The organism is Streptomyces sp. W16, from assembly GCF_033194735.1.
GTDB lineage: Bacteria > Actinomycetota > Actinomycetes > Streptomycetales > Streptomycetaceae > Streptomyces.
Map to the genome: position 1 here is coordinate 1 of NZ_JAWOAI010000250.1, position 14,292 is coordinate 14,292.

Below are 14,292 nucleotides of genomic sequence, written 5' to 3' on the forward strand. Positions count from 1 at the left end.
GTACGGGCCCGGCGAGACCCAACGCCCGCTGCACGGGCCGCTCCGAGCGGCGGTGGCCGCGCAGCCGGTGGGCGAGGCAGTTCCAGCAGGGGCCGCCGTCGGGACGGAAGACGGGACCGACCCAGGGTTCGAAGCCGCCGGGCTTTGCCAGCAACCAGGGCCACCCGTCGGCCCGTTGGGCGGCGTCGAGGTCGAGAAGGGCCGGGTCGAGGTAGTCGCCGCAGACCACCAGGGTGAGCGCTGCGGAGTCTTCGCTCACGCGCAGCCCCGAGTCCTCGCACACCTCGGCGACCTCGTCGGGATCGACGCCGTCCAGGCAGCGCACCCGTACCGCGGTCGCGGCCACCTCCGCGGCGGCCCGCGATCCGTCGAGTCCGGCCAGGTCCCAGTAGGCCTCCGCGGTGTCGGGGGGTCCCTGCACCCGGACGAGGCCCGCCTCGGCGAGGCGCCTGATGGCGTCCTCGGCCTGCGGCAGGGGGATGGAGCGCGATGCCTCCGACAGGATCCCGGACAGCGTCCGGGTCCCGTCGAGCAGGGGCGCCAGCGTCTCGGCGTGCGCTCCCCGCAGCACGGTGACGCCTCGCGCCGACATCAGATAGGCGGCCTCCCCCGGGACCACCTCGGCCCTCAGGTGCCTCTTGAAGCCGACCCGCGGCTCCCGTCCCCCCGTGCCGGTCACGCTATGAACTGCCCGACGAGAGCGGCGGGTTCGCTGGGGATGCTGCGGACGCACAGCCCGGCCGAGGCCTCCGGCACGCTGCGGACGCAGAGTCCGGCGGTCATGGGGCGCGTGCCGTCGAACACGTCGAGTTCCTCGATGTCCAGGCGGGCGGCCGGCTCGGTGCGCCGGGCCGGCCGGGGCGTGATGGTGCCGGGCAGGAGTCCGAGCCGGACCAGGTCGCCGTACGGGTCGACCTCAAAGATGTTCGCTGCGGGGGTGACGTTCTCCATGATCGCGTTCCCTTCGCTTCATCGGTTCGCTCCGGCGGACGGCCTGTGCGCGTCCGCTGGAGAGAATCATGCGAAGAGGTCCGCGATCGCGGACAGTGCCGCCTTCACTACTCAGGCATGAAGATTTCATGATTGCCCCGAGCCCGTCACACGAGGACCACGCGCCTGGTGCGGGGCCCACCACGTCGCCCACCCGCCCGGTGCGAGGGCTAGCGCGCGGTCCACCCTCCGTCCACCGTGAGCGTGGTGCCGGTGACGAAGCGCGACGCGTCCGAGGCGAGGAAGACGGCGGCCCCGCCGAGTTCCTCCGCCTCGCCGACGCGGCCCAACGGCGTGCTGTCGACGATGCGTTCACCCCAGCGACTGGCCAGCAGGCCGGAGCTGAGGTCGGTGTGGAAGTAGCCGGGCGCGAGGGCGTTGACCCGCACCCCGCGGTCGGCCCACTCGACGGCGAGGGCCTTGGTCAGCGCCTCGACCCCGCCCTTGCTGGCCGCGTAGGCGGCGATCCGCTCGAAGCCGGTACGGGCGTGCACCGAGGAGACGTTGACGATCGAGCCCGAGCCCTGCTCCAGCATCACCTTGCCCGCCTCGCGGCAGCAGTAGAACGTGCCCTGGAGATTGACGTCGAGGACCTGCTGCCAGTCCTCGTCGGTGACGCGCTCGCTGCGGGTGAAGTGGGGGCTCGTACCCGCACAGTTGACGAGCGCGTCGAGGCGGCCGGTGTCGTCGGTGACGCGCTCGACGACAGCCCGTACGGCGGCGGAGTCGGCGACGGATCCGGGCAGCACCAGCACCTTGCCGCCGTGCGCGGCGAGTTCGGCCTCCAGACTCTCAAGATCCGCGGTGGTACGGGCCGTTGCCGCCACGGTGGCGCCCGCCTGGGACAGCGCGACCGCGATCGCCCGCCCCAGCCCCTTCCCCGCGCCCGTCACCCACACCGTCCGCCCGTCGAGCCGGAGTTGGGCATTCACGTCGTTCATGCCACTCACGTCGGTCATGACTCAGCCCTCCGCGGGGATGTCGCGCAGGGTCCGCTTGAGGACCTTGCCGGACGGGGTGCGGGGCAGCTCGTCGACGATGTCGAAGCGGGCCGGCACCTTGAACTTCGCGAGCCTGGCCCGGCAGAACTCCCGCAGTTCCTCCGCGCCGGCGTGCTCGCCGGGCCTGAACACCACGAAGGCGCGCGGGACTTCACCCCACCGGGGATGGCCGAGCCCGACCACGGCGGCCTCCAGCACTGCCGGGTGCTCGTACAGCACGCGCTCCACCTCGGGCGTGGCGATGTTCTCGCCGCCCGAGACGATCATGTCCTTCTTCCGGTCGTCGATGTAGAGGAAGCCGTCCTCGTCGACGTGCCCGATGTCGCCGGTGTGGAACCAGCCGTCCCGGAGCGCCGCCGCCGTGGCCTTCTCGTCCCGCCAGTACCCGGCGAAGACCTTCGGCCCGCGCAGCGTGATCTCGCCCGGTTCACCGGCGGGAACCTCGACGCCCGTGTCGTCGACGATCCGCACGCGCGTGTACGGCACGGGCCGCCCGACCGAGCCCAGCTTGGACAGCGCGTGTTCGCGGTCGAGGAAGGTGTCGCCGGAGACGGTCTCGGTCAGGCCGTAGGCGTCGGCGAACCAGGCGTTGGGGAAGGCGGTCATGATGCGCCGCAGCACCGGTTCGGGGGTCTTCTCCCCGCCGCCGAGGACGAAGCGGACCGAGCTGGTGTCGTACTCCTCCCGATCGGGCACCTCCAGGACCGCGTTGACCATGGCGGGCGCCAGCCACACATTGGTGACCCGGTGCTTCTCGATGGCGTCCAGGACGCCATGGGGGTCGAACTTCCGCTGGAGCACGACACTGCCGCCCGCGTGCAGCACCCCGAGAGCCGGCATGTCCAGACCGCCCACGTGGTAGAGCGGGCCGCAGACCAGCGTGGTGTCCGCCGCCGTGAGACCGAAGTGGACGATGTGGGCGAGGTTCTTGGCCTCAAGGTTTCCGTAGGTGATGCGGACGCCCTTGGGCCGTGAGGTCGTGCCGGAGGTGTACATGAGCCGCTGGAGATCGTCGAGTTCGACGTCCACGGGCTCCACCCGCTCCCCCTTGTGCCGGGCGAGCAACTCCTCGTAGCCGGTCCACGGCTCCTCGGGCAGCTCGTCCCCGCCGATCAGGACCCGGTGCGCCAGATCCGTCAGACACCCGGCACTGCGCTCCACCGCCCGGACGAACTCCGGCTCGGTGACGATCGTCTTGGCCCGGGCGTGCCCCAGGATGTACTGCCACTCCTCTTCCGAGAGGCGGTAGTTGAGCGGCAGGAAGACCGCGCCGAGCCGGTTGGTGGCATACACCAGCTCCAGGAACTCCGGCCGGTTGTACAGCAGCAGACCTACGACATCGCCGCGCCGGACACCGAGTTCGGCCAGGCCGGCCGCCAACTGGTTCACGCGCTCGTGCAGTTGGCGGACTGTCAGAGAACGCCCGTCCTGGACGACGACGACGGCCTCGGGCCGCTGCGCCAGGTGGTAATCGAGGATGCTCGCGAAATTGTGCACGGCGACTCTCTCGCTCGGCGGCCGAAAATGTCCCGACCGGTCGGTTGCCCGCTCTCAAGATTTAGTGTACCCATTGGTCTATAAAACCTGGGAGCCGCACTTTACGACGGAGCGTCCGCGACGACAACCGTTCGCGCACACGCGAAGTCGCTTCGCCGACGAGGAGGGGTCTTCGTGCCACGCATCCGGCTCGACACCGACGGACCGGTCGTCACGCTCCGCCTCGACAACCCGCCGCTGAACGCCTTCGACTCTCTCCAGAGACAGGAACTGGCCGCCCGCGTACGCGAGCTGGCCGACTCCCCCGCCGTACGGGCCGTGGTCCTCCACGGCGGCGAACGGCTCTTCGCCGCCGGCGCCGACATCAAGGCCCTGGCCGCGATGGGCCCGGAGGAGATACGCGGCTGGAACCGCGCGTTGCAGCGCACCTTCGACGAGGTCGCCCACCTGCCCATGCCGGTGATCGCGGCGGTCACCGGCTACGCCCTGGGCGGCGGCATGGAACTCGCCCTGGCCGCCGACTACCGGGTGGCGGCAGAGGACGCGGTCTTCGCCCAGCCGGAGGTCCAACTCGGCATCATGCCGGGCTCGGGCGGCACCCAGCGCCTGTCCCGCCTGATCGGCCCGTCCCGCGCGAAGAACCTCCTGATGACGGGCCGCAGAGTGAAGGCGGAGGAGGCGCTACGACTGGGCCTGGTCGACGAAGTCGTCCCCACCGGCACCGCCTTACAGGCCGCCCTGACCTACGCCCACCAACTGTCCGAGGGCCCACCGGCAGCCCTGGAGGCCATCAAAGAGGCAGTCGACCACGGCACAGACGCGAGCATGTCGGCCGGCCTGGCACTGGAACGCGCCCTGTTCACAGGGGTGTTCGCGACCGAGGACGCCGCGACGGGCCTCCACTCATTCCTGAACTCCGGTCCTGGCAAAGCAAGGTTCAGCGACCCCACCTAGGGGCGCGGGGAACTGCGCGACCAGCCCCCACCGGCCAGCAGCCAAAAATCGACACGAAAGGGGTGGACAAAACATGGAGGCACTCGTCTGGCACGGTGCACAGGACCTACGTCTCGAAGAGGTACCCGAACCACCGGACCCAGCCCCCCACGAGGCAGTCGTAGAAGTGTCGTGGTGCGGCGTATGCGGAACAGACCTGCACGAGTACCTAGAAGGCCCCCACATGATCCGAGAGGGCCCGCACCCCCTCACCGGCACCAAGCCACCCCTCACTCTGGGCCACGAACTAAGCGGCACAGTAGTCGCGTTGGGAGCGGACGCACCGGGCATCACCATCGGAGACCGAGTAACCGCAGACCCCGTCTGGCACTGCGGCACCTGCTTCTGGTGCACACGCGGCGAGTACCACATCTGCCCCAGGAGCGGCTCGGTCGGCCTCGCCTCCCCCGGCGCCTTCGCGGAACGCGTCACCGTCCCGCTGGCCGGCCTGACCCGCCTCCCGGACAACGTCAGCGACGAACTCGCCGCCGTGGCAGAGCCGTTGGCGGTCGGCCTGCACGCCGTGACCCGGGCCGGCGTCAAGCCGGGCGACAACGTCCTCGTGGTCGGCGGCGGCCCGATCGGCGTGGCCGTGGTGCTGGCCGCCCAAATCGCGGGCGCCGCAGGCCTGTTCGTGAGCGAACCCCTCGCCGGCCGCCGCGAGATGCTGCTCGGCATCGGCGTCACTGAGGCCTTCGACCCGCGCGAAACGGACGTACGGCGTGAGGTGTTCGTACGGACCGGGCGGATCGGCCCGGACGTCGTCATCGACGCGACCGGTGTGCCCGCGCTCGCGGGCCAGGCCGTGTCGATCGTCCGGCGCGGCGGACGGGTCGTGCTGGCCGGGATCGGGCATGGCAGCGTCGAGTTCGACATGGGCCAACTCGTCTTCTACGAGCGGTCGGTGGTCGGCACGCTCGGCTACAACTTCGACATCCCGCGCGTGATCGATCTGATGAGCACCGGACGTCTGGATGCCTCCGCCCTGATCACCGGCCGTTTTCCGCTCTCGGGAGGAGCCGGTGTCTTCGAGGAGCTGGCCGCCGACCGGGCCCGGCACCTGAAGGTGCTGCTGACCCCGAAGGGACTGTGACATGGACTTCGACCTGCCCGCGGAGACCCTCGCCCTGCAGGACATGGTCCGCGAGTTCGCGGCCAACGAGATCACGCCCCATGCGGCCGAGTGGTCCGAGAACGAGATCTTCCCCACCAAGATCTTCACCAAGCTGGGCGAACTCGGCCTGATGGGCATGCTGGTGCCGGAGGAGTACGGCGGGGCGGGCTCGGACACGGTCACCTATGTCGCGGTGATGGAGGAACTCGGCGCCGCCGACCAGTCGGTGGCCTCCTCGTGGAACGCGCACTCGACGATCGGCACGCTGCCGTTGCTCGCGTACGGCACCGAGGAGCAGAAGCGGCGCTGGCTGACCCCGCTGGCGAAGGGCGAGGCGATCGGCGCGTTCGGGCTGACCGAGCCGGAGGCCGGCTCCGACGCCGCCGGTATCGCGACCACCGCCCGCCGGGCGGACGGCGGTTGGGTGATCAACGGCACCAAGATGTTCATCACCAACGCGGGCACCGACATCAGCCAGGGCGTCACCCTGCTGGCCACGACCGGCAAGGGCGCGGACGGGCGGAAGGGGTACGCGACCTTCTACGTGCCGACGGGCACGCCCGGTTACACGGTCGGCGCCAAGCTGAAGAAGCTGGGCTGGCACGCCATGGACACAAGGGAGTTGGTGTTCACCGACTGCCGGGTCTCCGACGACCATCTGATCGGCGAGGAGGGCAACGGCCTTCGGCAGTTCCTGTCCGTGCTCGACGGCGGCCGGATCAGTGTGGCGGCGCTGGGGCTCTCGCTGGCCAAGGCGGCGCTGGCCCTCGCGGTCAAACACGCAAAGGAACGGCACCAGTTCGGGCGTCCGCTCTCGGACTTCCAGGCGGTCGCGCACAAGATCGCCGACATCGGCACGGAGTACCAGGCGGCCCGCTGGATGGTCTACCGCGCCGCGTGGCTCGCCGACCGGGGCCGCCCGCACAGCACGGAGGCCGCGATGGCCAAGCTGTACGCCTCCGAGGTCGCCAACCGGGCCGCCTCGCAGGCACTTCAGATCCACGGCGGCTACGGGTACGTACGCGAGTCGGAGATCTCCCGTTTCTACGCCGACGCCAAGATCCTGGAGATCGGCGAGGGCACCAACGAGATCCAGCGCAATGTCATCGCCAGGGCCCTGGTCAACGGCGCGTGACGGGGCGGGATCCGCGGTGTGCCTTAGCACACCGCGGGTCCGGTCAGCTCGCGACGGACACCGATTCCCACAACGCCTCGGGATCGAGGGGCAGTTCGGGCCGGGCCCGCTTGAACTCGGCGGCCAGCGCCTCCACGTCCGGCAGGTCGCCGACGGACGCGGCGAAACCGCGGAACAGGGTCGAGCAGTACTCGCCCGACAGGAACGCGGCGTCCCAGCTGCCTTCCGGCCGCACCCACTGGTAGGTGTGGTTGTGCAGGTTGAGGAACTGGAGGGTGGCCAGGTGCGGTTCGACCGCGCGGAAGGTCCCCTCCTCGACGGCCTCCGTGAGCAGGCCGGTGATCAGCTGCTCGAAGTCGGAGCGCTGCCGCAGCACGATCTCCAGCTCCTTGCCGCTGAGGCTGCGGTAGTCGTGCTCGTAGACCCAGATGTGGTCGAGCCTGCGGAAGATGATCGTGAGCAGCGACTCGGACAGCAGGCGCAGCCGCAGCAGCGGCACCTCGTCGAGGGCCGCGATCTCCTTGGCACGGGCCAGCAGCGGGCCGAGCACCCGCGACTGGATCTCGATGAGCAGGTTCTCCTTGGAGCCGATGTAGTAGTAAAGGGCTCCCTTGGCGAGCCCGACCGCGCGGCCCAGGTCGTTGATGGAGGTCGCCGCGTAGCCCTGTTGCGCGAACAGGGACGCCGCGGTGTCGATGATCTTCTGGCGTCTGACTTCGAAACCCGGCCCATGACCCGGCGGTCGTGGCATGTGTTCTCTCCCCTGGCTGTGACGACGTGCGTGCTGTCCCGGGTCCGCACGGGCGCCGCGTCACGGCACGCCCGGGGGAAGCGGATCCGGGGACGTCGCTCTAGTTTGCTAGACCAAACGGTACATTAAAGCGAGGACCGTATGACTCAGGCATCGCACCACATCGGCACCGGTACGGCACAGACCGGCGGGCTCCTGGAGATGTACCGGCGGATGCGCCGCATCCGGCGCTTCGAGGAGCGGGCGTCCGACCTGTACAAGGCGACGGAGATCCCGGGCTTCCTGCATCTGTCGATCGGCCAGGAGGCGAGCGCCGTCGGCGCCTGCTGGCCGCTGGGCGAGCGCGACGGCATCACCTCCACCCACCGCGGCCACGGCCACGTCCTGGCCAAGGGCCTGGACTCGGCGTCGATGATGGCCGAGCTGATGGGCAAGGACGCGGGCACCTGCCACGGCCGCGGCGGCTCGATGCACATCGCGGACCCCGGTCTCGGGATCTACGGCGCGAACGGCATCGTCGGCGCGGGCCTCCCGATCGCCGCCGGGGTCGCGACCGCCGCGAAACTGCGGGCGGCCGGTGATGTGGTGGTGGCGTTCTTCGGGGACGGGGCGGTGGCCCAGGGCATGTTCCACGAGGCCGTGAACCTGGCCGCCGTATGGGATCTGCCGGTCGTCTTCCTCTGCGAGAACAACCACTACTCCGAGTTCTCCCCCGCCTCCGAGCAGCACCGCGCCCCGCTCTCCGCGCGTGCCGCCGGGTACGGCATCGGCTACGAACACGTCGACGGCAACGACGTGTTGGCGGTGGCGCAGACCATGACAGGGGTGGTCGCCCGGCTGCGCGCGGGCGGCGGCCCGGTCCTGGTCGAGGCCGAGACGTACCGCTGGCACGGCCACTACGAGGGCGACCCCGAGCGCTACCGCCCCGCCGAGGAGGTCGCCGCCGCCAAAGAACGCGACCCGCTGCTGGTGGCCCGCCGCCGGTTGGACGCGGCGGCTGCCGACGCTGTGGACGAGGAGATCGACAAGGAGATGGAGGCGGCGATCGAGTGGGCGAGGAGCCTGCCGGAACCGGCCCCGGAGACCCTGCACGACTACGTCTCGGCCCCCCGCCTCCCGATCCCCGAGCCCGCGCCGCTCCCGGCCGACGCCGAGATCTTCCGGTCCATGGACGCCGTACGACTGGCTCTTGAGCATGAACTGATCGCCGATCCACGCGTGTTCGTGGCCGGCATCGACGTCGGCGCGGGCGGCAACGTCTTCGGACTCACCCGCGGACTCGCCCAGGCGTTTCCCGGCCGGGTGCGGGACACACCGATCAGCGAGAGCGCGATCGTCGGTACGGCGGTGGGGGCGGCTATGGCCGGCATGAAGCCGGTGGTCGAGATCATGTACATGGACTTCATCGGCGTCTGCCTCGACATGCTCCTCAACCAGGCCGCCAAACTCCGCTTCATGACCGGCGGCCGGGCCTCCATGCCACTCGTCGTGCGCACCCAGTTCGGCGCCGGCCGCTCCTCGGGCAGCCAGCACTCGCAGAGCCTGGAGGCGCTGCTCGCGCACATCCCCGGACTCACGGTCGTCATGCCCTCCAACCCGGCTGACACCTACGGCCTGTTGCGCGCCGCGATCCAGGACCCGAACCCGGTGGTCTTCGTGGAGAACCGGCTCCAGTACGGCCTCAAGGGCCTCAAGCCCCCGGCCGACCACCTCGTCCCCCTCGGCAAGGCGAAGGTGATCCGCGAGGGCACCGACATCACCCTCGTCTCCTGGTCGCGGATGGTCCAGGACGCCCTGGCCGCAGCCGAGTTGCTCGCCGTCGAGGGCATCAGCGTCGAGGTGATCGACCTGCGCACCATCGCCCCGCTGGACCGCGAGACCGTCCTCGCCTCCCTCGCCAGGACCAACCGCCTGGTCATCGCGCACGAGGCGGTACGCGACTTCGGCGTCGGCGCCGAACTCTCCGCGATGGCCGTCGACGAGGGCTTCTGGCACCTGGACGCCCCGGTCACCCGCGTGGCCCCGCCGTCCGTCCCGGCGCCGTACGCACCCTCGTTGGAGCGGGTCTGGCTGCCGTCGCGGGACACGATCGCGGACACGGTGCGGAGGATCGCGGCGGTGTGACGAGGCGCGTGGGAAGGGCCCCGGGACGAGATCCCGGGGCCCTTCCCATGGCACGCGAACTGTCAGACGGTCGCGACCGGCGTCAGCGGACTGCCCTGTGTGCCCGGCAGGTTGAGCGGGGGCGCGGTGAGCAGGAAGCGGCTGCGGTTGTGCTCCCGCAGCCAGGCCGCGAGGTCGTGCAGGTACCACAACTCGCCCAGCGGGACGCCGAGTTTGAACAGGCACAGGTGGTGGATCGGCAGCAGCGTGTGCGGGCCCTCGGCCTTGGTGACGCCTACGCCCTCGACCGCGTAGTTGTCCGAAATCAGCGCCGAGAGCTGCGAGTTGGTGATCCAGTCGAGGATCTCCGGGTCGTCCGCGTCGAGATAGGCGGCGGTCCGGTGGATGGCCACCGGGTCCGGGTTCTTCTCCCAGGCGAGGATCTGGGTGGCGAAGCCGGTGTGCAGGAGGACCATGTCGCCGGGCTCCACGACCACGTTGTCCGCGGCCATGATGTCCTGCAACTGCTTGAAACCGACCGGCTGGTAGCCCGTGCCGAGGTGGTGGGCGATGTCGATGAGGACACCGCGCCCCTGGACCCCGTGCTCCGCCATCTTCTCCAGACCGAGGTTGCGCGCGAAGCTCAGGCTCCCGCTGCCGTCGCCCTTGGCGTCCTCCTCCGGTCCCACGAGGTGCTCCCCGGGACGGAACCCGTTGTAGTAGACCGGCTCGGCCACCCCGTCGCCGTCCGCGTCGAACTCGGCGCCCTGGTGGGCGAGGGAGTCCCACTGGGTGGAGTACTGCAGCCAGAGGGTGACCACGTCGTCGGACCACACGTCGATCAGCGAGGGGTCGATCTGCTCGCTCGCGACGACGTTGTAGAAGACGTCCTGCTTGTGGGCCAGGTCCTCGGTGGGCCTGAGGATCGGCGGATAACGCCGCTGGTTCAGCGCGGTACCACCCGGATGGTCGAGCGGCAGGCTCAGGCTGAAACTGACCCCGGCCTCGACCTCGCGGACCCCCTGGAGGACCTTCTCGGGGGTGAGGAGGTTGATCCGGCCCAGTTCGTCGTCCTCGCCCCAATCGCCCCACGTGGAGCCCGGCGGACGCTGCTTCCAACGCTTCGTCATGATCACGCCTCCTTCGGCGGCAGTCCCCGTCGACCGGCCACCCGCATGCTATTTGTGATTGTACCGATCGGTCAACGAATCCGAGACACCCCCTCCCTTTATCTTTGGCTCATCAATAGACTGACTGGTCGAAACACCCGACCTTGGAGCGAAAAATGAGCGAATCCACACAGGCGTGGGTCGTGGCGGGCGTACGGGCCGTACTCGGCGCGCACACCCAGGCCCAGGACGCCGGCCGCACCGACGACCTCGTCGCGCTGTACACGCCCGACGGCGTCCTCGAACTGCCGGGCATGGACCCGGTCGAGGGCCACGACGCGATCCACTCGGCCTTCAAGGGATGGGAGCCCACCCGGCCGCAGCTCCACCTGGTGACCAACACCGTCGTGACGTCCACGGGCGAGGACGAGGCCCGCGCCCTGAGCGACGTGGCCTTCCTCCAGCGCGGCGAGACGGGCTGGGCGATCGGCGTGGTCGGGCACTACGACGACACCCTGCGCCGCCAGGACGGCAGCTGGCTGCTGCACCGCAGGAAGACCACGTACCAGGCGTAACGGCCGCCACCGGCAGGCCTGTTGACCTTCACGACCGCGACCCCGACCTTGGAGTGAGATGACCACATCGATCGACGCGTCCGTCACGGCGGCCGTCCAGACCGCCATCGCCGCCTACGCGCAAGCCCTGGACGCCGGACGGGCCGACGAGATCGCCGACCTGTACACCCCCGACGGCGTCGCCGAGATCGTCGGCATGGCCAAGTTCGAGGGCCGGGAGGCGATACGGCAGGGCTTCGGCGGATTCACGCCCCAGGCACCGCAGTTGCACCTGATCGCCAACACCGTCGTCACCTCCGCGACCGAGGACGAGGCGACCGCCATCAGCGACCTGGCGTTCTTCGCGCGCGGCGAGGCGGGCTGGACCGTACAGCTGGTCGGGCGCTACGACGACGTCCTGCGCCGGCACGACGGCGCATGGCTGTTCCAGCACCGGGTCACGACCTTCGCGGAGTAGACCTCGGCGGAGACCCGGACGCCCGGGCCGCCCACGTCCAGGGCGGCCCGGGCGTCCGGGCGTTCAGGCGTCCGGGTGCTCGGCCTTGGAGAGGACGAAGGCCGGAAAGCCGTTCTGCCTGACGGCGTTGATGGCCTCCTGGAGCGCCCACCGGCCCGTCGGGTTGAGCAGCTGCTTGACCGGCTTGCCGGGGATGTTGCCGCCGTAGAAATAGCTGCTCTCCAGGAAGGAGGACATCGTGCTGTTGTTCATGCTGTCCGTCCACTCCTCCTCGGCGGCCTCGGTGACCTCGATGACGTCGTGGCCGCTGTCCCGGGTGTGGACGAGGGCGTCGGTGATGATCTCGACCTGGTCGCCGGCGTAGCGCGGGTTGTTGCCGGTGGCGCCGTGCGGGCCGCCGGGGAAGAAGAAGTTGGGGAAGCCGGCCGTCGCGACGCCGAGGTAGGTGCGCGGGCCGTCCGACCAGTACTCCATCAGCGGGAGGCCCCGACGGCCTTGTACGCCAAGCCTGTTGAGGGCGCCGGTGCCGAAGTCGTAGCCGGTGGCCCAGATGATGATGTCGAACTCCTCGACACCGTCGGCGGTTTCGATGCCGTCCTCGGCGATGCGGGTGATCGGCGTCGTGTTGATGTCGACGAGGGAGACGTTCGGCTTGTTGTACGTCTCGTAGTAGCCGGTGCCGAAGGGGGGTCGCCGGCCGCCGTAGCCATGGCCCTTCGGGATCAACTTGTCCGCCGTTTCGGGGTCCTTGACGATGCTGCGGATCTTGTCGGCCATGAACGCGCACCACTCCGCGTTCACGGTCTCGTTCGACAGCATGTCCATGTAATGCTCGGTGAGCTTGGTGAAGCCCGGGCCGTTCCACCGCTCCTCGTAGAAAGCCTGGCGGTCCTCCGGGCTGTCGTCGAGGCCGGAGCGCATGACGATCTGGTGCAGGAAGCCGCTCGGCGAGGTGTTCAGCGTATCGCGGATGGACTCGAAGTCGGCCTTCAACTCCGCCTGTTCCTCGGGCGTGATGGGCGCGTTGTTGAGCGGGGTGAGCCAGTCGGCGTCCTTCTGATACACCGTCAACTGTGTTACGTCGTCGGCGATCGCGGAGATGATCTGGACACCGCTGGAGCCGGTGCCGATCTGGGCGACCCGCTTGCCGGTGAAGTCGACGGGCGTCTTCGGCCAGCGCGCGGTGTGGTGCTGCTCGCCGCGGAAGTCCTCGCGTCCGGGGATGCCGGGGATGAACGGCACCGAGAGGTTGCCGGTGGCGGCGACGACGTAGCGGGCCCGGACCTCGGTGCCGTCGCTGCCGCGCACGGTCCAGGTCCCGGAGGGCTCGTCGAAGACGGCCGAGGTCACCTTGACGCCGGTGCGGATGTCGCGCCGCAGGTCGAAGCGGTCGACGACGTGGTTGAAGTAGCGCTCGATCTCGGGCTGACCCGCGAACCGCTCCGACCACTCCCACTCCTGCCACAGCTCCTTCGAGAACAGGTAGCCGTAGGTGTAGCTCTCGGAGTCAAAGCGCGCCTCGGGGTAGCGGTTCCAGTACCAGGTGCCGCCCACACCGGCGCCCGCTTCGAGGAGCCGCACCGAGAAGCCCGCCTCGCGGGCGGTGTACAGCTGGTAGATGCCGGTGACGCCCGCCCCGATGACCAGGACGTCGACCCGGTCCTGGACCGCCGGCTTCGAAGATTCGCTCATTTGCGCTCCATGGTGACTGGGGCCGCGGCTCCCACATGAGCCTGGTTTGATAGTTCGACCAGTCGGTCGAATATTCAGACCGAGAGTAGATGAGGGGATTGGCCCGATCAATGGCGACGACGGAGAGAGCTTGGACCAGCCACATCCGCGACAGGCATTGATTGTACCGACCGTTTGATCTAACTTTCGTTCGGGACGAATGCAATCGCCTGCACCGGGAGTCGCGCATGAGCGCCGAAGACGCCGAGGAAACAACCGATCTGCGCGTCGCGGGCCTGAAAGCCCTTCGTGCCGCGCTGCCCGGGGTGGTCCCCGCGGAGGGTGATCTCGACATGCGCGACGGCAGGCTCGGCGAGGACCTCGTCGAGATCGGCCTGAGCACCGTGTGGGGCGCGCTGTGGGGCCGCGAGGGTCTGGCCCCGCGCGACCGCAGTCTGGTCACCCTCGGCATCCTGATCGCGCTCGGCGCCGAGACCGAGCTGAAGACCCATGTCCGGGTCGCCCTGAACAACGGGGTGACCAGGGACGAACTGGCCGAAGTCCTCTACCACGCCGCCGGGTACACCGGCTTCCCCCGGGCCGTGGCGGCCCGCGCCGCGGCCCGCGAGGCCCTGGGCGAATAGCCGAACGACCGGTGTCCGGTTCTCCGAACGCCGCGCACGAACGCAAGGGAGCACACATGTCACTGCAGGGAAAGGTCGCGGTCGTCACCGGCGGCGGTCGCGGCATCGGCCGGGCGATCGCGAAGGTGCTCGCGGCCAGGGGAGCCGCGGTCGCGGTGTGGGACCTCGACACCGAGGGCGCCGAGAAGACCGCGGCGGCCATCCAGGAGTCGGGCGGCAGGGCTGTCGCCGTCTCAGATCGGAAGAGCGTCG

15 protein-coding genes are annotated in these 14,292 nt (G+C 69.7%); 8 read left to right on the top strand and 7 right to left on the bottom strand.

The features are described 5' to 3' along the window. The 4 genes from R6V09_RS29130 to R6V09_RS29145 all read right to left on the bottom strand — a co-directional run. A partial coding sequence (locus R6V09_RS29130) for a TOMM precursor leader peptide-binding protein (protein ID WP_317884425.1) occupies nucleotides 1–679 on the bottom strand: 679 nt, incomplete at its 3' end. After that, nucleotides 676–951, bottom strand: coding sequence for a hypothetical protein (locus tag R6V09_RS29135; RefSeq protein WP_317884426.1), 276 nt, complete (start codon nucleotides 949–951; stop codon nucleotides 676–678). The genes R6V09_RS29135 and R6V09_RS29130, both read right to left, overlap by 4 nt. Nucleotides 952–1,160: 209 nt before the next feature. Next, nucleotides 1,161–1,949 carry an SDR family NAD(P)-dependent oxidoreductase gene (locus R6V09_RS29140; RefSeq protein ID WP_317884427.1) on the bottom strand — a complete coding sequence of 263 codons (789 nt, stop codon included), beginning with the start codon at nucleotides 1,947–1,949 and terminating at the stop codon, nucleotides 1,161–1,163. Between the two features lie 3 nt (nucleotides 1,950–1,952). Next, on the bottom strand, nucleotides 1,953–3,488 hold the full coding sequence (locus tag R6V09_RS29145) for an acyl-CoA synthetase (protein WP_317884428.1): 1,536 nt from the start codon (nucleotides 3,486–3,488) through the stop codon (nucleotides 1,953–1,955). 174 nt (nucleotides 3,489–3,662) lie between these two features. Here R6V09_RS29145 and R6V09_RS29150 point away from each other — a divergent pair, with 174 nt between their 5' ends. The 3 genes from R6V09_RS29150 (at nucleotide 3,663) to R6V09_RS29160 (ending at nucleotide 6,730) form a co-directional block, all read left to right on the top strand. Further along, nucleotides 3,663–4,442, top strand: coding sequence for an enoyl-CoA hydratase/isomerase family protein (locus R6V09_RS29150; RefSeq protein ID WP_317884429.1), 780 nt, complete (start codon nucleotides 3,663–3,665; stop codon nucleotides 4,440–4,442). A gap of 73 nt (nucleotides 4,443–4,515) precedes the next feature. Then, on the top strand, nucleotides 4,516–5,574 hold the full coding sequence (locus R6V09_RS29155; RefSeq protein WP_317884430.1) for a 2,3-butanediol dehydrogenase: 1,059 nt from the start codon (nucleotides 4,516–4,518) through the stop codon (nucleotides 5,572–5,574). A 1-nt stretch (nucleotide 5,575) separates the two neighbouring features. Beyond that, nucleotides 5,576–6,730: an acyl-CoA dehydrogenase family protein gene (locus tag R6V09_RS29160; RefSeq protein ID WP_317884431.1), complete on the top strand. Its 1,155-nt coding sequence runs from the start codon at nucleotides 5,576–5,578 to the stop codon at nucleotides 6,728–6,730. A gap of 43 nt (nucleotides 6,731–6,773) precedes the next feature. On the opposite strand, the gene R6V09_RS29165 is transcribed toward R6V09_RS29160, so the two are convergent. Then, the gene (locus tag R6V09_RS29165) at nucleotides 6,774–7,481 is read right to left on the bottom strand and encodes a TetR/AcrR family transcriptional regulator (RefSeq protein WP_317884432.1); all 708 of its coding nucleotides are present in this window, start codon (nucleotides 7,479–7,481) and stop codon (nucleotides 6,774–6,776) included. 141 nt (nucleotides 7,482–7,622) lie between these two features. Here R6V09_RS29165 and R6V09_RS29170 point away from each other — a divergent pair, with 141 nt between their 5' ends. Further along, nucleotides 7,623–9,605 carry an alpha-ketoacid dehydrogenase subunit alpha/beta gene (locus tag R6V09_RS29170; RefSeq protein ID WP_317884433.1) on the top strand — a complete coding sequence of 661 codons (1,983 nt, stop codon included), beginning with the start codon at nucleotides 7,623–7,625 and terminating at the stop codon, nucleotides 9,603–9,605. 62 nt (nucleotides 9,606–9,667) lie between these two features. Here the strand turns inward: R6V09_RS29170 and R6V09_RS29175 are convergent, their stop codons facing one another. Then, the gene (locus R6V09_RS29175) at nucleotides 9,668–10,714 is read right to left on the bottom strand and encodes a cyclase family protein (protein ID WP_317884434.1); all 1,047 of its coding nucleotides are present in this window, start codon (nucleotides 10,712–10,714) and stop codon (nucleotides 9,668–9,670) included. 155 nt (nucleotides 10,715–10,869) lie between these two features. Here R6V09_RS29175 and R6V09_RS29180 point away from each other — a divergent pair, with 155 nt between their 5' ends. After that, on the top strand, nucleotides 10,870–11,268 hold the full coding sequence (locus tag R6V09_RS29180; RefSeq protein WP_317884435.1) for a YybH family protein: 399 nt from the start codon (nucleotides 10,870–10,872) through the stop codon (nucleotides 11,266–11,268). Nucleotides 11,269–11,326: 58 nt separating this feature from the next. After that, nucleotides 11,327–11,725, top strand: a complete 399-nt coding sequence (locus R6V09_RS29185) for a nuclear transport factor 2 family protein (RefSeq protein WP_317884436.1) — start codon at nucleotides 11,327–11,329, stop codon at nucleotides 11,723–11,725. A 63-nt stretch (nucleotides 11,726–11,788) separates the two neighbouring features. Here R6V09_RS29185 and R6V09_RS29190 read toward each other — a convergent pair whose 3' ends face one another. Further along, nucleotides 11,789–13,417, bottom strand: coding sequence for a flavin-containing monooxygenase (locus tag R6V09_RS29190; protein ID WP_317884437.1), 1,629 nt, complete (start codon nucleotides 13,415–13,417; stop codon nucleotides 11,789–11,791). Between the two features lie 227 nt (nucleotides 13,418–13,644). On the opposite strand from R6V09_RS29190, the gene R6V09_RS29195 reads away from it, so the two are divergent. Both R6V09_RS29195 and R6V09_RS29200 read left to right on the top strand, forming a co-directional pair. Continuing rightward, nucleotides 13,645–14,040: a carboxymuconolactone decarboxylase family protein gene (locus tag R6V09_RS29195; RefSeq protein WP_317884438.1), complete on the top strand. Its 396-nt coding sequence runs from the start codon at nucleotides 13,645–13,647 to the stop codon at nucleotides 14,038–14,040. Nucleotides 14,041–14,096: 56 nt separating this feature from the next. Continuing rightward, nucleotides 14,097–14,292 (top strand): SDR family NAD(P)-dependent oxidoreductase (locus tag R6V09_RS29200; RefSeq protein ID WP_317884439.1); only part of this gene is annotated, 196 nt, incomplete at its 3' end.

Excerpts from the sequence above, each read along its gene's own strand:
- R6V09_RS29135 (WP_317884426.1), bottom strand. The coding sequence starts at position 951 with ATGGAGAACGTCACCCCCGCAGCGAACATCTTTGAGGTCGACCCGTAC.
- R6V09_RS29140 (WP_317884427.1), bottom strand. The coding sequence starts at position 1,949 with ATGACCGACGTGAGTGGCATGAACGACGTGAATGCCCAACTCCGGCTC.
- R6V09_RS29155 (WP_317884430.1), top strand. The coding sequence starts at position 4,516 with ATGGAGGCACTCGTCTGGCACGGTGCACAGGACCTACGTCTCGAAGAG.
- R6V09_RS29160 (WP_317884431.1), top strand. The coding sequence starts at position 5,576 with ATGGACTTCGACCTGCCCGCGGAGACCCTCGCCCTGCAGGACATGGTC.
- R6V09_RS29165 (WP_317884432.1), bottom strand. The coding sequence starts at position 7,481 with ATGCCACGACCGCCGGGTCATGGGCCGGGTTTCGAAGTCAGACGCCAG.
- R6V09_RS29170 (WP_317884433.1), top strand. The coding sequence starts at position 7,623 with ATGACTCAGGCATCGCACCACATCGGCACCGGTACGGCACAGACCGGC.
- R6V09_RS29175 (WP_317884434.1), bottom strand. The coding sequence starts at position 10,714 with ATGACGAAGCGTTGGAAGCAGCGTCCGCCGGGCTCCACGTGGGGCGAT.
- R6V09_RS29180 (WP_317884435.1), top strand. The coding sequence starts at position 10,870 with ATGAGCGAATCCACACAGGCGTGGGTCGTGGCGGGCGTACGGGCCGTA.
- R6V09_RS29185 (WP_317884436.1), top strand. The coding sequence starts at position 11,327 with ATGACCACATCGATCGACGCGTCCGTCACGGCGGCCGTCCAGACCGCC.
- R6V09_RS29190 (WP_317884437.1), bottom strand. The coding sequence starts at position 13,417 with ATGAGCGAATCTTCGAAGCCGGCGGTCCAGGACCGGGTCGACGTCCTG.
- R6V09_RS29195 (WP_317884438.1), top strand. The coding sequence starts at position 13,645 with ATGAGCGCCGAAGACGCCGAGGAAACAACCGATCTGCGCGTCGCGGGC.